The sequence below is a fragment of the Telluribacter sp. genome (assembly GCF_035998675.1).
In the GTDB taxonomy this organism is placed as follows: Bacteria; Bacteroidota; Bacteroidia; order Cytophagales; family Spirosomataceae; genus Telluribacter.
Window position 1 is genome coordinate 280,620 of record NZ_DASYHI010000018.1, and the last position, 20,780, is coordinate 301,399.

A 20,780-nucleotide genomic window follows, 5' to 3' on the forward strand; every position below is an offset into this window, starting at 1 on the left:
TGCCGTAACCGGTACACCGGACTGTTGGCCTGACCGTGCGAATTGAGGTGAAACAGCACGGGATAGATGCAAAACGTACTACCAGGCAATCAGGCTGTTTTTGATGTAGAGCAGGCTTGACCGGTGACCATTGTCGGTCATGGATACAACGCTGTTGGTTTCGCCCCGGCTGACCACTTTTACCAGGTTGCCGGCTTTAACCTTAACCAAACCCAGTTCATCGGCTTCGTCGGCAGTGATTGTTCTACCGCTTTGGTTTTGAATTGAATTCCACCGTACCTGCTGGTAGCGGTCTTTCGCCGCATAGCCGTTTGTTAGTACTACCGCCATCGCTGCGCCTATCGGTTTCAGGCCTGACTGGCTGGTACTATCCTCAAATGGGTCACTGGTGGGTTTGGACATGCAGGCACTAAGTACTAAAAATACCAGGTAATACTTTTTCATTAAGAAATGATGATAGAGAGAATTTACTAAAAGGGTTTAGCAAATTAAGGAACTATCTTCATCTTTGTCAACAGTATACGACGGTTTTTCTATACCCGAAAGACTTATGAGACAGGCAAAGCAACTGACCGTTACCAGACAAGTACTGTACCGGATAGGTACCCTGCTGGGTGCCTGTGGCTTTACCGGCTGTCAGTACATGGCTTATACATCCAGTAAACTGGGTGTTTGGGGTGGTACTGTTATGCTGGTTGTAGCCCTTTCCATTACCGTTTACATCGTTTCGCGGGTCCTTAAGCATAAGCAGTAAATCTGTTACGGCCCTGGCTTGCCATTTCTTTGCCGTTGGATCGTATTTCCAGAAGTCGGTTTGCTTACCTGGGTAGCTGATACAGCAAAGCTGAACGTAGGTACTACTTCCAGTCATAAAAAAACAAGTTTAGGCTCCGGTGCCTATTTTAGATTCATAGCCTTTAGGTACTGGCAGGTCGGATATTAGGTTATACACCTTCAATGGGACCAATGATTAGTTCACTTTTAGAAATATAAAATCACTGCCAAAGGTCCTGACCCTACTGGTAGCTGTCTTTAACTACATAGCCGTTCGTCAGGAAATCTGCCACCGCAGATCCCATCGGTTTCAGGCCGGGTTGGCTGGTACTTTCATTAAATGGGTCACTGAGCGATTTACTTTGGCGACATCTCCCAGAAGTCAAAGTTATAGGTAAACAGGAAGCATTTTTTCTGGTAGGGGAATGCAAAGGATGCTCCGCCGGAATGATTTACAGGTAACCTGTTACGGGCTAAAATAGTGACTTTTTTAGCATTAGGATCAAATACAAAAGCTTCCCGCAAATTGACAAGATAAGCTAAACCACCATAGCTGTAAGCGGTAAATTTGCTGGAAGTGGCAGAATTCATTACATCAAAGCTGAAATTGGTTTCTAATTGCCAGTCATTAGTACCCGGGTCATAGCTATAGATACTCCCAATGTTGCTGTACGTCAAAGTGACTACATATACTTTGTTATTAAAGGAGAAGGCATCGGAAAAAAAGTTAGCTGAATTGGCGAATAGATTGGTGCGTCGGCGTGCCCAGCTTTCCCTGGCGGAATCAAATTCCCAAATGCTACCTGCCTGGTCACGGGTGAACAAGTACCCTTTGTTGCCCATTGCGCACATGACAAGTCCATCACTGCTTTCTCCCAGGTCCGGCGCCTTATTGATTTGCACGGTATGATTAACCGGATCATACCTCCAGAAGTCTGTTGAATAAGGATAGTAGGGCTGTCTGGTCAGGATATACGCTTTTTCATTTATAACAAATGAACCGCCGGGATTACTGTTCCTTGAGGTAACAGGCAAGTCGGGAAGGCGTTGCCACTCGTAGTCAGCAGGATTGAACCGGTAGATTTGCAAAGATCGTTCGTCATTAGCATTGAGAATGTACCCCTGATCCTTGATCGAAAAAGCAGTCAGTAGCCTCAGGTTAGCGGAGGAGGGGATCGGGCCAGAAGTGCGGGAGGCCCTTTTTACCCAGGGAGCCTGGTAACTAAAAGAAATCTGTCGGCTATCTTTCTGTTCAGCCGAAACTACTTCTACATTAATAAGGCTGGTGGGTTTTGGATAGATACCATTAATGGGATCCAGAAGTAGCTCACTGTTTGTAAAGGTTTCAATGGGGGCGGTTTCCCCGGCAAAAAGTACTTCTGGTTTGTTAAAGTTGTTTCCTGTTATCTTAACCCGGTCATAGGAGCCATTTGATACTACGTCTACTGTCTTGATTACCGGAGCCATCTGGCTGAATATCTGCGGTGCAGCGGCTGACGTATAAGCTTGATTCTGATTGGTACGGGTTAATTTAATGGTATAAAACCGGCGGCTGAGCTCGGGTACAAGTACTTTAATTTCCGTTGGAGTAATACTTGCAATGGGAGCCGTGGTTTGCTGATAGTTGGCATATTCGAAAACAGCCTGCCAGTAGCGGCGATCACCTGTGAAGTTTTTTCCGGTTATTGTTATGGTTTCTCCGAACGTAGCTACTACGGGACTAAAGCCCGTAATGACGGGGGTGCTGGTATCAAGCTGGAAAGTCAGGGAGGAAGTACCCCGGCCAATACTGTTCTGAACGTTTATTTTAGACGCAGCAGACTGCAGATAGCTTGGTACAACAAAGCGAATGGTTGTGGCTGTAGACGACACGACTTTGGCTTCCGGCCCATTTTCAAAATCTACCTTAATTGTTTTTGGTACGTAGCTGAAGTTCTTTCCGGTCAGCGTAATTGTATCCCCCCATACTCCGCTTGCAGGCTGAATGCCGGTGATAGTTGGTGGTAAAGATCCCTGACTAAGCAGGAATACAGGTTGTCCGTACACAGTAAAACCATCTTTTGTTTTCAGGTACGCCCGTACCCAGTAGCTCTTGGCTAGTACTAACCCATAAGTAGCGGTGGCTTCAAAGATGGCAGAGCCAGTGAGTGGGCCCAGTGAAAGTTGCTCCAGTTTCTCTGAATTGAGAGTTAAGTCGGTCATATCCGGAGTATTTCCTGAACCTTCTCTCCATACAAAGCCGTGATCAGGGATTTCGGACTTTCCGGAAGAAGCTACCGTTCCTCTGAATGTAGCCCCCGATTTATCCACCGAAAGAAGAACAGTTTCAAGCAAACGGGGGTAATCGCGTTGTTCAACAACTTCTTCCCGGCGGCAGGTGAACAACAAGCATGATAAAAGACAAATCAGAAACCAGGCAGAATGGGTTATTTTTACAGACATAAAAAGAGGAGGATTAACGTATCAAAAAGCCAAAAGAAAACTGCATAGCCTGGTAGGGGAGTTTTGACAGCGACTTCAGGCCTACTGCGTGTGGATATTTTTCCGAATCAAAGGTGCTGGCTTCGGCTATACCATCTGTGGCGTACTCATAGCGCCCTTCACAAAATCCTGACAGTTTTCCGGTAATAGGTATTTTCAGCCCTAACGCGCCGACAATGCTAAGAGATACCGGCGTGGGGTTAAAGAATGGATACCGATAGGTATTGATGATCTGGTTATACTGTCTTTCAATGGTAAAGGTATTTTCCGTATCCAGCGCAACCAGTAGGGAAGGGCCGGCGGCAATGTAAGGCATGATCCGTTGGCCGGGCAGATTGTACCGTACCAGAATGGGAATACGCAGCGACTGTAACCGCAGAGACAGGTATTTATGCACTGTTTCCCGGTACCCAGAAGCATTATCCGAAACAACTGCCGACGAATACTTAAAATGCTCCTTGATAAAACTAAAACCTGTCTGAAGGGCGAATCTTTCCGAAATGCGGGGTGTATTCAGAATCAGCCACAGGGCCGGTTGCGGTGTTATAGGTTGGGTAGAGCGAAGGGTAGCATCAATTTCGACCAGCCGGGTACTTGCCAGGCTAAGGGTTGAGAGGGTCCAGGTGGCACCAAACCCCGCTGAAATATATACTTTAGACCTAACCGCCAGCGGGGCTACCCTGGCTGGTTTCGCGTCGGCCCGGCAAAGGTTATACACCTCAAAAACCGGTATTAGATCAACATCCCGCAGAGTTGCCTTGGCCAGAAGGGGCTGCACCGCCGGACAATCGCCCATGAGCTGGTCGCCTAACAAACTTACAAACAAGCGGTTTTGGGACAGATACGGCCTCCCCGAACGGTACACAAGCGTATCACGGGACTCTAACCGCAGCGGTGCACTAAGGCCTTTCTGCACGTAGTACTGCTGTTGGTGTTTCAGGAGAGTGGCACTTCCGCCCGCCAGTACCTGCATAAAAACAGGTTCTCCTTCAAACATGATTGACTCGTAAGCGCGTCCGGTAGCAAAGCCATAGCCTTTCAGCTCAATGGGCTGATAGCACGTTACGGGGGCTTTGCTATCGGCACGGTAGCAGCACGACAAGGCTTGCTGGAAGTTTTCGGTGTAGCGGACCAACCCGCGCAGGGTATCACCCGAAGGTTTCAGAATATAACCGGGGCGGTACTCCCGCTGCGCCAGGGCTATGTGTCCGCATACTAATAAAGTAATAAGCAGGTAAAAACGAATCATGAAGGATGAGGAGGGTAGTGTTACGGGGCAATAAGTTAGGATATTTTTCCGCAAAAAATTCTTTTGGAGTAGTTAAACGGGCAAAATAGGATAAATTTTTTTTTCTGGAGTAGAATACCTATGCCCTGTTTTTAGAAAAAGAAAGGGAAATTGACAAAAGGCATAAACCTTGGGCAGGCCCAAATAAAAAACCCTTCTAATTAACCGGTTTACAGCTTATTAGAAGGGGACTCAGGTACCGGGGACGGGGGTCGAACCCGTACGAGCGTTTCGGCTCACAGGATTTTAAGTCCTGCGTGTCTACCAATTCCACCACCCCGGCCTCACATGACGGACAAAAGTCCGATGCTATCGCAAAAGAAAAGCACCGTTTCCGGTGCTTGCCTTTGTTGAGCAGAAGACGAGGTTCGAACTCGCGACCTCAACCTTGGCAAGGTTGCGCTCTACCAGCTGAGCTACTTCTGCGTGACCTTTTTGATTAAGGTGATGCAAAGGTATAGGCTCTGGATATTTTACGCAAGTAGTAAGCCTATATTTTTTTACTGTATTTTTCTAATTAAAAATAAGGGGCTGTAAATCAGAACGGGTACAGGCACAGTAATCCAAAAAAAAGATTCAGTCCGATTCCCGCAAAAATATTCATACGCATGGTATGCCGGAAGTTGGCCTCTTTCTGGTTCTTAAGTACTACCCTCCACCAGTACCCAAAGTAGGCCAGCACCGGCCCCATGCACAGTACCAGTATAATCAGGCTATTGGCGGAGCCGTAGGTGAGGAAGTAGTACAGAAATCCGGCAAATGACAGCGAAAAAAACAGAGCCGCGTTCCGGAAGGTACCTGGTATACCTACCATCCGGCTGAAGGTGAGGTCGCCCCGGCGGGCGTCTTCCTCGTGCTGGTACACCTGGGTAAGCGGGTACACCGCCCACAGGTTAGAGGTACAGATCAGAGCGGGTACCAGATGCCTTCCCTGTAGCAAATCCGCCACCGGTACCTGACCAATAACCTGAACCGTAGCGAGGTAGGTTAGCGCGCCCTGAAACAAACCCACAATAAACCAGCTCAGCAGCGGGTACTTCTTCAGGCGTACCGACGGATGGCTGTAGGCCTTGGATATAGTACCATAAATAAGCAGGTACATAACAAACGGTAACCCCATGCCCGCCCACAGGGCCAGAAAGATAGCCAGGATGTCCAGCAGCCAGGCGGTGTATAACAGTTCAGCGCTAACCGGCGGGGGTACTTCCAGAAGCCCGATACTTCCTTCGTCCTTGTCGTAGTAGCTGTTGTAAGCGTTGCTGGCCGGGTACAGGAGCAGATGGATAATAACCAGCGACCACCAGGTCAGCAGCAGGTTGGGGGTGGGCGTCTGGCTTAGTGCAAATAAGTACACGGGAAGCAAAAACACCGAAAACGGAATACGCAGGTGTAGAAAGACGTTCCGGATCATAGGCAGGCGATTCTTTTAAAGAGTGATTAAGAAAAGCAAGAACACATTCTGAACCAGTTAAAAACATCCTGATTCAACCAAAGGTTATGATGGCACGTATTTTTTATCAAGTTACTAATTTTTTGCATAAAATAATATAGAAAGTGACCAATAGGACTCAGCAAGTTGCTTATATAACCTCCGTGGGTACAGCTACCCCCCCCAATAAATTTGATCAGTTGCGTATTGCTGAGTTTATGGCTAACGCCCTTCACCTCGACGAAGCCGGCCAGCGCCGACTGCGGGCGCTCTACCGTAGTACCCGCATTCAGCAGCGTTATTCGGTACTGGCTGACTACGGACAGCAGAGGGGCGGCTTTACGTTTTTCCCCAACTCACCCGATCTCGAACCTTTCCCAACGGTAAGCCACCGCATGCAGCTCTATCGGGAACACGCCGTACCTCTGGCCGAAAAAGCCATTCGGGATTGCCTGCGTCAGCGCCAGGTACCTCCCCAATCCATAACCCACCTTATTACGGTAAGCTGTACGGGTATGTACGCCCCCGGACCGGATATTGAGCTGATTGAGCGGCTGGGGCTACGTACCTCTACCAACCGCATAGCCATTAACTTCATGGGGTGCTACGGGGCCTTTAACGGCATGAAAGCCGCCGCAGCCATAGTCCGGGCCGACCCGGACGCGAAGGTACTGGTGGTGTGTACGGAGTTGTGTACCATTCATTTTCAGAAAAAAAACGAAGAAGATCACCTGCTGGCCAATGCCCTTTTTGCCGATGGCTCGGCGGCTATTCTGGTGGAAGGGGAGCGGGAGCCGGGAGTACCTGCGCTGGAATTAGCCCAATTTGCCTGCGAAGTACTCCCCGACGGGCAGGACGACATGGCCTGGCACATCAGCGACTTTGGATTTGAAATGCGGCTGACCTCACGGGTACCTGATGTGCTGAAAACGGGTATTCATACGGTGCTGGAAAGGTTGGTGGAAGCGCAGGGAATCAGTCGGGATGAGGTAAAGCTGTATGCGATTCATCCCGGAGGCCGCCGGATTCTGGAAGTAATCGAACAGGTACTGGGTATCTGTGCCTGCGACAATGCTCCGGCCTACGAGGTACTGCGGGAGTACGGTAACATGTCATCAGTCACAATTCTTTTCGTGCTGAAAAAGCTTTGGGAGTCCAACCGGAAAGCCGACGGCTCCTGGATTTTCTCCAGTGCTTTCGGACCCGGCCTGACGGCCGAAACCGCTCTGCTGCGGGTAGTTGGCGCGTAGCGTCGGGGGTGGGTGGCTATCCACCATTATTTCTCTCCTTATCAGTCATGCTTCCGGTGGTTTCAAGGGCCTTTCGGGCTATGCCCTTTTGCTCTGGCACGCCATTTATCAAAATTTATTTTTTAGCTACTACTAAAATGAGAACTTTGTCATCGCCTTCGTCTTTATGAAGGTTAGAAAACACAATTTAATCAACTTTTTCTACTGCAATACTCTTTAAAATGATATCAAACGAAGTCTTGTTTTTTGGCGGCTTTATTGTTGTGATTGGCTTCATGCTGCTGCTGGACCTGGGTGTTTTCAATAAGAAAGACCATGTTGTAAAGTTTGGGGAAGCGGCTGCCTGGACCATCGCCTGGATTGCCCTCGCGCTGGGTTTTTACGTCATCATCAATACGCACGGTGACCTTATTCACGGGATTGAAAACTACGCCCAGCTGGAGACAGTAAAGAATATGTACGCCCCGCAGCTGAAGCTTATCCCGGGCAACTTTGAGGAAAGTCTGGAGATATACCGGCGCAACATGTCGCTCGAGTTCATTACCGGCTACCTACTCGAGTACGCCCTTTCGGTCGACAATATTTTTGTAATAATTTTGATATTCGCCTCCTTCAGCGTCCGCGAGAAGTACTTCAAGAAGGTACTTTTCTGGGGAGTATTAGGAGCGATTGTCATGCGCTTTATATTCATTTTTGCTGGTTCGGCGCTCATGCAGCGCTTCGAGTGGATTATCTACATCTTTGGGGCCGTACTGGTGTACCAGGGCGGAAAGATATTTTTTCAGGGAGGAGAAGACGAAAAAATGGAGCCTAACAAGCATCCGGTAGTACGCTTTACGGCTAAGTACTTACCCGTTTATCCACGTTACGTTAAGGAGCATTTCTTTATACTAAAGCAGGGCAAGTGGATGGTTACGCCCCTGTTTGTAGTAGTACTTATCATTGAATTTACGGACCTGATCTTTGCCGTTGACTCGGTACCGGCGGTGTTTTCCGTTACTAAAGATCCTTACGTGGTTTTCTTCTCCAATATTTTCGCCATTATGGGACTGCGGTCCATGTTTTTCTTCCTGAGCAACATTATGGGGCTTTTCCGCTTCCTTAAGTACGGGCTGGGAATCCTGCTCATGTTTATCGGTGGAAAAATGCTGGCCCACCATTATCTGGACGAAATGGGCTTTAAAACAGTATATTCCCTGTATATTATACTTGGCATATTAGCCACCAGTATACTGGCCTCCCTGGTTTTCCCGCAAAAAAATAAAGAAACCGAAAGCCTGATTACGAACGAAGAGCCGCAATAACAGAATAGACCGGAGCAATGAATAAAATCCTCAAAGCGTACCTCAAACGACTGACCAACCTTAGTAGTAGAAACAAATCACTAGTGTTGACGCGGTTGCCGGGGGAACAGTTTGTGGATATACACGATGGTGATTTCCTATTGGGAAAGTCATCTTTTGAGCTGGTTCGGCAGCTTATTCAGCGCAAAGCCCGAATTCCACTTTGCGACGTCCAGGACCCCCGCTACGACCGGGTCAATGAGTGGAGCCGGAAGTTGCGGAAAATAAGCCGAACCGAACGATTTATTGAAGAAGAACGAGGAGCCCGCGACCTGTACGTGGGCTATCCTTTTGTACGGGGCAAGCTGTCCGATGGTACGGTTATCCACGGGCCGCTGCTTTTCTTTCCGGTTACACTGCGCATGGACAAGGAGCAGTGGTGCCTGTTTGGGCGGCCTGACGCCGAAATTACCCTCAACCGTAGTTTTGCGCTGGCTTACGCTTACTTCAACGAAACCTCCCTGCCCGATGAGGTGGTGGAGAAAACGTTCGACGAGTTTCCGACTGATGCGCTGGAGTTCCGGACACAGTTGTACGAGTGGTTAAAGGAAACGCCTTTCCGGATCAATTTTAATCAGCAGCTTTTCGAAGATAAAATTCAGCCGTTTGAGGTCCTCAAGAGCAGCGATCTGCAGACCTTGGAAAAAACCGGAGAGCTTAAGCTTTACCCGGAGGCGGTGCTGGGGATATTTCCGCAGGCGGGTTCTTACCTGGTACCTGACTATGAAGTCTTGCTGGAAGCCTCGGAGGAGGACGAACTGGATTTTTCCTTATTATCTTCCTACGCCGACGGACCTAAGCCGCCAGGTACTTCCGAAACACCACTGCGGGAAGAGCAGGTACTGACGCCTTTTCAGGCCGATGTGTCACAGGAGAAGGTAATTCGGGCGGTGAAGAAGGGGGAGTCGGTAGTGGTGCAGGGGCCTCCAGGCACGGGTAAGTCACAGCTTATCTGTAACCTCATGGCTGACTTTGCGGCGCAGGGCAAGCGGGTACTGCTGGTTTGTCAGAAACGGGCAGCGCTGGACGTCGTGTTCCAGCGGCTGCAGTCGGTCGGGTTGGGGCCTTTTGCCGCACTTATTCATGATTTTCGTAACGACCGCACCGAACTATACCGCCAGCTGGCCACTCAGATTGAACAGGTAGATGCCTACCGCACCCAGAATTACAGCCTTGATGCGGTAGTACTGGAAAGACAGTTTACAAAGGAAAGCCGCCAGATTGATAAGGTGGTGGAGGAATTGGAAAAATTTAAGGAAGCCCTGTTTGATGAGTCGGAATGTGGGGTAGCGATAAAAGAACTGTACCTTTCCAGCCACCCGGAAGCACCTCATATTGAACTTAAAAATGCCGAAGGTACCCGTTGCTACCGCTCTTTTCGGCTGGACCAGGCAGATGATTTTCGTCGTCGGCTGAGGCTCTACGCGGCTTACGCGCTGAAGGTACCCTCCACGCACGGCTGGTACCAGCGGAAGACCTTTGCCGGGTACAGCCTGAGTGACCTGCGGAACCTGGAGCAGCTCCTGACGGATTGGCCGCTCTTTTTTGAACAAAAGGCTCAACAATTCACCACCCTGACCCAGACCACTTTTTCAACGGAGTTTACGCAGAGGCGGGACGAAGTACTCGAGCGCCTCGAAGATGTCCGGGACTTGCTACCCGACGATAGTACCTTTACCTTATTTCAAATCTACCTCCAGGGTACTGAGCAGCCCGTAAAACGGTTGGCGCTGGTCCGGCAGATTATGACTACTCTGGAAGGTTGGGAAGGCCTGGAAGGTACCCTGTCGGCGGCTGAGCTTCCGGCCTTCCGGGGGCACCTCATGAAAGCGGTCACAGCCCGGCAGTCGTGGGGCAGTAGCCAGTGGTGGGAGTGGTTTGGAGAAGAAAAAGCGGCCATAAAGCGGGTAGCGGCCCAAAACGGTCTAAGTACTCGTCTGGAGGACCTGGAAAAATTAAGTCTGCTGGTCCGGAACCGCCTTCAGCTGGAAGAGTGGCTGCAGAATCCGTTAATCAGCTTTGATAAACAGTACCTGGATGGTCAGCTTTCGTTTGAAAAACAATATGCTACTTTTTTCCGGAGGAGTGAAAAAGCGGCGGACGCGGCGGTGCGCCTACGCCTGAAGGACTGGGGCGAGGTACTTACGCCCCAGGCAATTCAAGGGCAAAAGAAAGAGGAGTTTATTCAGTTGATAAGTACCCTGATTGATTGGGTACAGGCCTGGGAAAAGGCTACCAGCGCTCTGGAAGTGTACCTGTTGCCGCACCAGTTGAGTGCGCTCTATACTTCCCCGAATCCAACTGCCGCAAAGCTCCGCGAGGAACTCCGGGTAGATTTTGATACGCTGGTAGAAATGGACCGGTTGTGGGAGCAGATGCTACCCGATGAGCAGTCGGTAACTACCCAACTTTTGCAAAGTATGGCTACCGAAAAATTCCAGCCGGAGGAAGTCATTAGCCTGTTTGACAATAGTCTGCGACTGGCCTGGATTGAGCATCTGGAAACCAGGTACCCCGACCTGCGGGCGGTATCGTCGCTTCGGATGCAGCAGTGGGAAGAGCAGCTTCAGGCCAGTATTCAGCAGAAGCAAAGCCTGAGCCGGGACATCGTCCATATTCAGCTGCGGGAGGCTACCTACGAGGAGGTTGAAAAAAACCGGCTGGGCAACCGGGTTACCTACCGGGAACTACACCACCAGGTTACAAAAAAGCGGAAGGTGTGGCCCATCCGTAAACTACTCGAAGAGCATGCGGAAGAGGTATTTCGGCTGGTGCCCTGCTGGATGGCTTCGCCCGAGGCCGTTTCGGCCATGTTCCCGATGCAAAAAGACCTGTTTGACCTGGTTATATTCGACGAAGCCTCGCAGTGCTACGCCGAGTATGGCTTACCCGCGGCTTACCGGGGGCGACAGATAGTGGTAACTGGCGACAGCAAGCAGCTCCCACCCAGCGACCTGTACCGGGTTCGATTTGAAGAAGCCGCCGAGGACGAAGAAGTACCCGTAGCCCTGGAAGTAGAGTCCCTGCTCGATTTGGCGGCGCAGTCGTTGTCCAAGTACCAGTTGACCGGCCATTACCGAAGCCGCTCTCTGGACCTGATTGATTTTTCGAATCAGCATTTTTATAAAAATACCCTGCGCCTGCTGCCTGACTTCCGGCACGTCAACGACGCCCAGCCGGGCATTGAGTACCTGAAGGTAGAAGGTACCTGGGAAAAGAACACCAATGTGGCGGAGGCCGAGCGGGTACTTCAATTGGTAAAAACCCTGCTCCCAAGCGGGCTGAGTATAGGCGTAGTGACGTTTAACTTCCACCAGCAGCAGCTGATTCAGGAGCTGTTTGAGCTGGAAAAAGTAGCGGCTCCCGGTCTTTTTGTCAAAAACATTGAAAATGTACAGGGCGACGAGCGGGACGTGATTATTTTCTCGGTAGGCTACGCCCCCGACCTTCGGGGCCGCCTGGTTATGCAGTTTGGTACCCTCAATACCCAGGGCGGCGAAAACCGGCTGAACGTCGCGGTTACCCGGGCCCGTGAACGGGTCTACATTGTTACCAGCCTGTGGCCCTCCCAGCTTCAGGTAGACCAAACGGCCAACGCCGGGCCAAAACTTTTGAAGGCTTATTTACAGTACGCGCTTGACGTGTCGGAAGGTAACTACCGCCCCCAGCCCTTACCAATGGACACCTACCGCAACGACTGGCTGCTGAAAGATAAACTGGCGCAGAAGAAGGCAAATCTGGTTAAAGAACTACCTTTCGCGGACCTGACCATCCGGTCCGGAAATACGTACGAAGGGCTTATCCTGACGGATGACGATTTGTATTACCAAAGTACCTCCCCCAAAGAACCCCACGCTTACCTGCCCATGCTTCTCCGACAAAAAAACTGGCCCTTTATCCGTCTATACAGTCGTGAGTACTGGAGGGGGGAAAGAGTAAGGGAGTTATAGATTACAATTGTTAAAATTGAAAAAGCGGATGGAGCAGCAAACAGCTCCATCCGCTTTTTTACCTAAAGCCTACTGCTTAAAGCATACAGCGGTTTATACATCACAAATCTGCACGCCTTGTTTTAGAGAAGTAAGGGGGTCACGCTTGGGGATAAACTCCTGACCCACATACCCCTTATAGCCCAGGTCTACGAGCGCCTGCATAATGGCAGGGTAGTACAATTCCTGCGTTTCGTCAATCTCGTTGCGGCCCGGTACGCCTCCGGTATGGATGTGATTAATGTACGGCATGTTGTTTTTCAACGTACGAATTACATCACCCTCCATGATCTGCATGTGGTAAATATCGTAGAGCAGCTTAAAATTCTCCGAACCGAGGCGCTTGGCGAGTTCAACGCCCCAGGCGGTGTGGTCGCACATGTAGTCTTTGTGGTCTACCTTGCTGTTGAGCAGCTCCATGACCAGCGTTACCTTATGCTTTTCGGCGGTTTTCATCAGGCGCTGCAGTCCTTTTACACTGTTTTCCAAACCTTGCTCATCGCTCATACCCCGCCGGTTGCCTGAGAAGCAAATCAGGTTTTTATAACCCGCGGCGGCCACTTTGGGTATGTGCGCCTCGTAGCTCGCTACCAGTTCGTCGTGGTACTTGGGGTCATTGAAGCCATCGGACAGGTTTTTATTGGCACCCCAGGGCATTGCGCAGTCCAGTCCGTATTTTTTCTGAATGGGCCACTCTTCCGGCCCCGTCAGCTCAATAGACTGAAGGCCAATTTCCTTAGCCGCTTTGCAAAGGTCTTCAAAGGGAATTTTTCCGTAGCACCAGCGACAAACCGAATGATTGATTTGGCCTTTCAAATTGGCACCAAGCAGTTGATTAGTAGCTTCCATACGTTCCCGTAGCGATTCGGCCGCAGGCATACCTACGGCAAGTCCGGCCATTTTTTTAACAGCCTCCCGGCGATTCGATTTCATGAGCAGGTAATTAAGTCTACTATTTACTACGTAGTAATCCTGAAAAGCAGTAGTCGCGAGTAAGCCACTACTGCTTTTTAAGACTAATTATAGTGTGAAGTTTTTACAATTCACGGATTCGGATATTGCGGTACCACACTTTGTCGCCGTGGTCCTGCAGCGCTATGGAGCCTTTGCCCTGGTTACCAAAGCCCTGCCAGGTCTTAAACTTGCTTTTGGCTACCATGGCATCCCATTCGGCTCCTTTGGTCGGAAAGTCAACTACTTTTTTTCCATTCAACCAGCTTTCGCCCTTGCCGTTATTTATTACGAGGCGCATTTTGTTCCACTCACCGGCAGGTTTTACTGCCTTGAGGTCGTTGGGAGGGAGCATATCATAAAGTGACCCAGATTTGTGGTTACCTTCCTTACCCGCGAACGAATCAGGGTGCTTGGCATCGTCGAGTACCTGAATTTCCGGTCCGGTCGAGTAGGGGCAGCAGTACTTTTCGCCTTCCTGCACGTGGTACATCACTCCGCTGTTACCTCCTTCGCTGATTTTCCATTCCATTTCCAGTTCAAAGTTGTCGTATTGATTTACCGTCAGCAGGTCACCACCTCCTTTTTCGGTCAGCACCATGGCACCATCTTCCACTTTCCATTTGGAAATATCGCCACCTTTCCACTTTTTCCAGCCATCAAACGATTTTCCGTCGAAGAGGGATACCCATTTGCCTTTTTTCTGAGCAACAGATTCAGCCGGTTGAAAGGCGATAAGAGCTACCAGCATAGCTCCCAGCACATACATTTTTTTCATAATTGTAGGTATAAACTGTTTTTATAGTAAAACGTCGAAACCTATTTCATTTACCGCTAAAAAGCTAATTTTTGTTTTACTTTGTCAGGAAGAGGTATAAAATTACGGCGAAAACAAGCGGACGAGCCAGAGAAATGTACCTCATAAACTCATCAACTCCCTAACTCATTAACTCCCTATGGCTTCCATTTTTTCTAAAATAATAGCGGGCGAGATCCCCTGCCACAAAATCGCCGAAACCGATGATTTCCTGGCTTTTCTGGATGTGTTTCCGGTAGCGCCCGGTCATACCCTGGTTATTCCTAAAAAGGAAGTTGACTATATTTTTGACCTGGACGAGGAACTGTACGTGGGCCTGATGCGCTTCGCCCGACAACTGGCACCCGCCCTGGAACAGGCAGTACCCTGCCGACGAATAGGAGTAAGTGTTATTGGTCTGGAAGTACCCCACACCCACGTCCACCTGATACCCCTCAACAGCATGGATGACATGAACTTCAATAAAAAGTTGAAAATGTCGCCAGAGGAGTTGGCGCAGACCGCGGAGCGGATAAGGAAGTTTGTAAGTTTGGAGTTATGAGTGGGCAGTTCATGAGTTTAAAGTTTATGAGTTGATGAGGGGTTAGAGGTGCCAGGAGGGAAACGAGTCACCAGTCATTAGCTCTATTAGTGGAACAGTTCCTTTTTAAACGAGCAGCTGAAATTCCAAATAGCCAACTCATATACTCATATACTCATATACTCATCAACTCCAGAACTCATGAACTTAAAAAAGCCCTTCTTTCCGGATACTGAGCATCAGGCCGGTTGAGTTGCGGTAAAGTTCTCCCACATCCGTTGCCACGGAGCCTTTCAGGATTGTGTTTGGCCCTAACCAATTTACCTTCCGTTGTACCGACAGGATACCCGAAAACTGTGTGGGAGCGGGCTCAAAAGGCAAGTCATAAGTACCTGCATTGCTGGAGTAGGAGAGTTTGGTACTCCACTCGTACCTATGCATGAAAGTACCTCTAAGCCCCAGGTGCAGCACCGCTACCCGGTTATTGCTGGTGTATCCGTAGGCGGGCCAAAGGGGCGAAGTATCAGTGGTTGGCGGAATAAAGGGAGTGCCAATAGTACGGTCATAGTAGGACCAGCCGTCCGCCACCTGGGCATTGTTGAAGTAGTTGTCTTTTCCCCGTTTTGTGCCCACACCTATAATAAAGTCTTCTCCCCCCTGACTCTTGGTGTATAACAACTCTACCACCGCCTCTTTTAAGGTAATCATCCGGAAGGAAGGTTGATTCCACCGAATGCGTATTCCATTGAGCCCGTCTTTTACATTAGTCAGGTAGTAGAGCGAGCCATCCTCATACAAGTTTTGCCGGTACAAAAATACATTGGTATACGTACCATTCCACTCGAGTCCTGCATCAATTGTTCCCAGGTGGTTTCCAACCCGGTTGGTATTATCAAAGTTTGTCGCCGTACTATCCAGTCTTCCCAATGATCTTCTACCCGTAACGGCGCGCAGGTAATTCTGGAAGCCCTTTGGCATTTGTCCGTCAACCGTTTGGGCGGATGATTTTCCGCCCCACTGTACCTGATGATTAAACCCACCGTACAACTTCCAGGCACCACCAGGTTTACCAAACCGACCGTACAGTTGCTTCTGATGAAGTTTTAATTCACTCGTTACCGGACGATTGTTTTCAAACCACCCATCCGCGTAAAAACCCAGTATTGCTAACCAGCCTTTGGTAAAGGGTACATCCGAAAATTTCCTCAAGCCCAGCTGAACCCGTGGTATTGGTACCGTATTCCCCGACATAATATAAGAACCCGTACCTAAGGTACTATCTGCCAAGCCCACCAATTGCTTCCTCCTGCCCACCCACAATTCCAGGTTCCCAAAGCCAAGCGTCCCGTACCTCTGCGGGAGTAATCCCTGTGATTTCTGAGACGGGGACAGATTCCCCACCGCTTCCACCCCAACCCCAGCCTTCCAGGCAGGAGCGGTACCTTTATTCTTTGATAGTTTCCAGAGCTTTTCAATGCCTGCCCGTACACTGAGGACCGGACCGGTTCGCGGTACAATACCAAACTGATTACTGTGGAGCCAGAAGGGGAGCCTCGGCTCGGTAGCGGAGTACCCGCTCACTTCCATCCAGCCCTGTTTTCCACCGAGGGCAGTAGTATCCAGAGATTGGCCCGACAGGTTAAAGCAAAACAAAATTCCCGGCAGGAACACCAACAGAAAACGTCTACACATGCATTAGTCAATTAGGGGAGGGGAGAGCTTTATCTAAAAATACCTGTTTTTCTGATTCCCAAATATACTCCAAAAGTTGTGGGATAAAGCTGTCCCAGGTCTGCCGCTACGGCTATTTTACCCCTAAGCGACCCTAGACGGCGATGCTGCAACGGGAAAAGTACCTCTGTAAGAGCGGAGAATTGATTAATATCGGGTGGGAAGGGAATACCGTAAGTACCCAGGTTTTGGGAGTATGATAGTTTCATAATATACTGCCAGGTGCTCCAGCCTCCCATTAGCCCCAGGTGCAGCATCCGAACCCGGTTGTTATTTGTGGCAGACAGGGCAGATGTTCTAGGTAATTCGTCTTTTGTTTCCGTCTCATGAGTTATAAAGGGAGTACCCATAATTTTCCCTTCGTATTCCCAGCCCTTGTACTGGGCATGATTGAAGTAGTTGTCTCTCCCCCTGGGGCCTCCATCCAGTGAGAATATATCACCTCCCTGATTTGCCGTTCCCAGGTACTCAATCAGAATCTTCTTTACGTAAAAATCGCTAGTAGACACGTTGGAGTTGGTCCAGGTTATCCCATTTAGGCCATCCTTTACGTTGGCCAGGTAAAAGAGCGAGCCATCATCATAAATATTCTGCCGGTATACCAACAGATTCCAGCTTCGATTTTTTATTTCAACCCCTACATCAAAAGTACCCAGGTGATTCCCAATCCTATTTCCGCGGTCAATGGCATCATACTTAGCCGGGTCTACATAACCAAAGGTGGGTATTCGCTTGCCCGAAGCTACATACCAGTAATCAATCCAATCCGATGGTAATTGATCTCGAACAGTATACTGGTTTGTTATAAGTACTTTTCCTCCCCATTGGGCATTGTGGTTAAGTCCCCCGTATAGCCGTACCGGCCAGCCTGGTTTTCCCAGGCGTAGGTAAAGCGTTTTTTGGTGGAGGTAGTGGTTTTTTACGACCGGATTTGCATCAAACCAACCATGAGCCACGAACCCTTTAAAAGCCACAATTCCCTTGAGTAAAGGAAAATAATCCATAAATCCTATCTGTACCCGGGGTAGAGGCAGGGCGTTTCCAGATTCAATGTAGGACCCGCTCGTCAGGAGGGAATCTCCCACCAGCCCTAACACTTGGCGTCTGCGCCCGGCCCACAGTTCCAATTTGCCGTACCTTAGTTTTAGGAAAGCTTCCGGTAGTAGCAATTGACTCTTTTGACCGGCGGTCGCTACCAGCCAGCTGCCATAGCCCCACTCGAACCGACGCTTCTTTCGCGTAGAATCCCCTGCATAATTGGCATATATTTTGCTCTGGGCAGTAAGAAACGGGGCGACTTCGGGGACACTCCCCCATTGGTTAGCCCGAAGCCAGAAAGGGGTACGCTCAGCGGTCGTAGCTACACCGCCTCCCTCTACCTCATAATGGTGTTTTAACTGGCCATACGAGAGAAAATGAAGTAGTAAAAATGAGACAGTTAACGTTCGCCTAAGATGAATAGTATGACCGTTTGGTAAATTCATACAATTTAGGAGATAGAGGATGAACCAAATATAAGTTTATATTACTAATATTGACCAAGTAATACCCCTTCAACTGTTAGATCCTATGCCAGGTCGTTACCGCTACTCTCAGCTCCTACCCATCCTGAACATTGTTGTTGATTCAGTATTATTAAATATCGCATTTCTTTTAGTTTATTATACTAAGTTTGGTCTTCGTGAGGACCTCATCATGGACGAAGCCTATATGGGGTTATTGGTAGCATTCAATGCACTTTGGCTGGCTTTCTCTATTACCAAGTACCCCTACGAAAAGTCTAGGATTTCCTTTAATTTACCTACCCTGCTGGTGCAATATTTTCAGGTCGTCATTCTCCACGCCGGCTTCATTGCTATACTTTGGGTACTAATTAAGGGATTTCATTATTCACGTTACCATATAGCCGGCACCTATTTCGTTTTCGCCTTCCTGGGCACTACCTGGCGTTTTTCTTCCCTTATTTTTCTCAAGTGGTACCGGGCCGCTGGCTATAATACCCGCAAATATAGTATTGTAGGCTATGGTAAGCTGGCACCTACCATTGTACATTATTTCAATTCTTACCCCGAAATGGGCTACCAGTTTTCTGGTTATTATGATACTACTCCATCCCGCCATATCAACGGTGATCTGGATGATCTTAAAATTATGATTGCCCGCTATGAAATTGATACCCTCTACTGTTGTTTGCCTTACCTACATCACCATCACCTAAAGGATATCATTGAGTTTGCTCAGAACTATTCATGTGAAGTGAAGATTTTCTTTGATTACCGTTCATTCGTTAACAAAGAAGTAAATGTGGAGTACCATGGCTTTGTACCTGTTATCAGTCTTTCCGACAAGCCTTTTAGGGATCTTAAGGCATCACTTATAAAACGAACCTTTGATATTATATTCTCTCTGACCTCTTTATTGTTGCTAGCACCATTGCTCTTCCTAATTGCACTCATTACCAAATTTACCTCACCGGGGCCAATCTTCTTTAATCAGGAGCGAATCGGTCAGTTTGGTAAATCTTTTACCATTTACAAGTTCCGGAGTATGTATTCCCGCTCCGAAGCCACTCCCATTCCTTCTCAGGGTGCACTAGACCCCCGCATAACGCATTGGGGCCATTTTATGAGGAAAACCCGTCTGGATGAGCTTCCTCAGTTCTTTAATGTACTCAAAGGAGATATGTCAATTGTTGGTCCGCGGCCTCTGACCGTTTTTGACGTGGAAGGAATTATGGAAGTAGCACCAGAGTATCGTTTTTTGCTTACCATGCGGCCCGGCATTACCTCCTTTGGCCAGGTAAGCTACGGACATGCCCGCAATGTAGAAGAATCAGTAGCCCGGCTTCTGTATGATCTGGAGTATCTGAAGAAAAACTCTTTTACGGAAGATATACGAATAATGGTAAAGACACTACAGGTTATGGTGAAGGCAAACGGCAGGTAGTTCTTTAGATTTAAGATTTTTTATTTGATATACCCGGTCTTCAAATTTTCCTAAAATGAGATCTTTGTTCAAATACAACTGAGCGTATTGAAAAGCATTGTTTTTCTGAATTGAAAAATCTCCAGTTAAAGCCGTCACAATTGCGTCTGCTAAAGTTTGGCAATCTTCTGGTTCTACTACGATACCAATATTATTTTGCTGGATAGTATTAAATAAAGAAGTACCTTTTTCGGCTGATACCATAGCTAATCCCCCCACAGCTAAGATGCCAGTAAGTTTGGAAGGTAGTACCAGGTCGGCTGCAGCTCTCTTCTGTGGAACAAGATGTAGATCACCAAGAGAAAGAAGTTCAGGTAAACGTTCATAAGGAAATAAAGGACAAAAGTGCACATTGGTTAATTCCAAATCAGCAGCCATTTTTACCAGTTTTGCTTTGGCAACGCCATCTCCACAAAAAATAAATCTCCATTCTTTACGTTCAGCCAGAAGTGCAGCTGCTTGAAGGACAATTTCAAGTCCTTGCTTTTCTCCCAGGTTACCAGAGTACAAAATTACTTTATCAAATTCTTTAATTCCCAGTTCATTTCGCAATCGAAAAGTTTTAATGAAGGGTTGCGGCTTGATAAAATCTAAATCTACCCAATTTTCTAGCATACAATAGTTCTCAGGAGGCACACCCTTCTCAACAAGCTTGCCCTTCATTCCCTCACTTATACTACATACCAAATCAGCCTTCCTTAGAAGAAAACGCTCAAACCTTTTTAAAATATTTAGCAGGAAAGAGCTTTTTATTATCCCCAATTGGGCTGCAGCATCAACTTGTAAGTCCTGAACGTGAAAAACAAAGGTGCTCTTAAAAATACGGCTATATAGGTAAGGAAAAAGGCCACTTGAAATGGGAGGATAAATAGCTATAACCAAATCATACCTGGGTTTTGAAAGAGAAAGACGAAGCCAGACCAGAAATGAACTACAGGTAAACGAAAGTTCACTTAGCAGACGTGTTTTACCTGTTACATGTTTTGGTACGTACATCGGGCAACGATAAACAGTCAGATTGGCAGAATGTTCTACTCGCCACTTATCATTTGAGTAATTAGCATGTACCTGCCACTCAGGATAGTAAGGAGGCGCAGTAATTACATCTACTTGGTGCCCTTGTTGAGCAAGCCATATAGCCAATTCACCATTGTATTTGCCAATTCCCGCCTTTTCAGGAGAAAAATTATAGCTATAAAGTAGAATATGCACAAAAATTAAT

At 48.3% G+C, this 20,780-nt stretch carries 15 protein-coding genes and 2 tRNA genes; 6 read left to right on the plus strand and 11 right to left on the minus strand.

The features are described from left to right. Positions 1-78: 78 nt before the first annotated feature. Entirely contained in the window at positions 79-444 is a 366-nt protein-coding gene (locus VGN67_RS11845) for a hypothetical protein (protein WP_327487039.1), read from the minus strand. 106 nt (positions 445-550) lie between these two features. Here VGN67_RS11845 and VGN67_RS11850 point away from each other — a divergent pair, with 106 nt between their 5' ends. Next, entirely contained in the window at positions 551-754 is a 204-nt protein-coding gene (locus VGN67_RS11850; protein ID WP_327487040.1) for a hypothetical protein, read from the plus strand. 377 nt (positions 755-1,131) lie between these two features. On the opposite strand, the gene VGN67_RS11855 is transcribed toward VGN67_RS11850, so the two are convergent. From VGN67_RS11855 to VGN67_RS11875, 5 genes are all read right to left on the minus strand, one after another. Beyond that, positions 1,132-3,216, minus strand: a complete 2,085-nt coding sequence (locus tag VGN67_RS11855; RefSeq protein ID WP_327487041.1) for an IPT/TIG domain-containing protein — start codon at positions 3,214-3,216, stop codon at positions 1,132-1,134. Positions 3,217-3,229: 13 nt separating this feature from the next. Continuing rightward, positions 3,230-4,504, minus strand: coding sequence for an outer membrane beta-barrel protein (locus VGN67_RS11860; protein WP_327487042.1), 1,275 nt, complete (start codon positions 4,502-4,504; stop codon positions 3,230-3,232). Between the two features lie 236 nt (positions 4,505-4,740). Next, positions 4,741-4,826, minus strand: a tRNA-Leu gene (locus tag VGN67_RS11865). A 70-nt stretch (positions 4,827-4,896) separates the two neighbouring features. Beyond that, positions 4,897-4,969 (minus strand) — tRNA-Gly (locus VGN67_RS11870). Positions 4,970-5,081: 112 nt separating this feature from the next. Further along, on the minus strand, positions 5,082-5,954 hold the full coding sequence (locus VGN67_RS11875) for a UbiA family prenyltransferase (protein WP_327487043.1): 873 nt from the start codon (positions 5,952-5,954) through the stop codon (positions 5,082-5,084). Positions 5,955-6,097: 143 nt separating this feature from the next. Between VGN67_RS11875 and VGN67_RS11880 the strand changes: the two genes are divergently transcribed. The 3 genes from VGN67_RS11880 (at position 6,098) to VGN67_RS11890 (ending at position 12,515) form a co-directional block, all read left to right on the plus strand. After that, positions 6,098-7,222, plus strand: coding sequence for a type III polyketide synthase (locus VGN67_RS11880; RefSeq protein ID WP_327487044.1), 1,125 nt, complete (start codon positions 6,098-6,100; stop codon positions 7,220-7,222). 221 nt (positions 7,223-7,443) lie between these two features. Next, positions 7,444-8,526, plus strand: coding sequence for a TerC/Alx family metal homeostasis membrane protein (locus tag VGN67_RS11885; RefSeq protein WP_327487045.1), 1,083 nt, complete (start codon positions 7,444-7,446; stop codon positions 8,524-8,526). Positions 8,527-8,543: 17 nt separating this feature from the next. Beyond that, the gene (locus VGN67_RS11890; protein WP_327487046.1) at positions 8,544-12,515 is read left to right on the plus strand and encodes an AAA domain-containing protein; all 3,972 of its coding nucleotides are present in this window, start codon (positions 8,544-8,546) and stop codon (positions 12,513-12,515) included. Positions 12,516-12,608: 93 nt separating this feature from the next. Here VGN67_RS11890 and VGN67_RS11895 read toward each other — a convergent pair whose 3' ends face one another. Continuing rightward, on the minus strand, positions 12,609-13,487 hold the full coding sequence (locus VGN67_RS11895; protein ID WP_327487047.1) for a hydroxypyruvate isomerase family protein: 879 nt from the start codon (positions 13,485-13,487) through the stop codon (positions 12,609-12,611). A 103-nt stretch (positions 13,488-13,590) separates the two neighbouring features. Continuing rightward, entirely contained in the window at positions 13,591-14,274 is a 684-nt protein-coding gene (locus VGN67_RS11900; RefSeq protein WP_414717310.1) for a 3-keto-disaccharide hydrolase, read from the minus strand. A 187-nt stretch (positions 14,275-14,461) separates the two neighbouring features. On the opposite strand from VGN67_RS11900, the gene VGN67_RS11905 reads away from it, so the two are divergent. Continuing rightward, positions 14,462-14,863, plus strand: a complete 402-nt coding sequence (locus VGN67_RS11905; RefSeq protein WP_327487048.1) for an HIT family protein — start codon at positions 14,462-14,464, stop codon at positions 14,861-14,863. Positions 14,864-15,049: 186 nt separating this feature from the next. On the opposite strand, the gene VGN67_RS11910 is transcribed toward VGN67_RS11905, so the two are convergent. Together VGN67_RS11910 and VGN67_RS11915 are read right to left on the minus strand one after the other, a co-directional pair. Then, a complete protein-coding gene (locus VGN67_RS11910; protein WP_327487049.1) occupies positions 15,050-16,534 on the minus strand; it encodes a capsule assembly Wzi family protein in 1,485 nt (494 codons plus the stop codon). A 29-nt stretch (positions 16,535-16,563) separates the two neighbouring features. Continuing rightward, positions 16,564-18,057 (minus strand): capsule assembly Wzi family protein, encoded by a 1,494-nt coding sequence (locus VGN67_RS11915; protein ID WP_327487050.1) that lies wholly within the window; start codon positions 18,055-18,057, stop codon positions 16,564-16,566. Positions 18,058-18,142: 85 nt separating this feature from the next. Here VGN67_RS11915 and VGN67_RS11920 point away from each other — a divergent pair, with 85 nt between their 5' ends. Further along, on the plus strand, positions 18,143-19,519 hold the full coding sequence (locus VGN67_RS11920) for an exopolysaccharide biosynthesis polyprenyl glycosylphosphotransferase (RefSeq protein WP_327487051.1): 1,377 nt from the start codon (positions 18,143-18,145) through the stop codon (positions 19,517-19,519). On the opposite strand, the gene VGN67_RS11925 is transcribed toward VGN67_RS11920, so the two are convergent. Next, complete coding sequence (locus tag VGN67_RS11925) at positions 19,487-20,770, minus strand: WcaI family glycosyltransferase (RefSeq protein ID WP_327487052.1); 1,284 nt, start codon at positions 20,768-20,770, stop codon at positions 19,487-19,489. The two genes, VGN67_RS11920 and VGN67_RS11925, sit on opposite strands and share 33 nt — an antisense overlap. Positions 20,771-20,780: the final 10 nt, after the last annotated feature.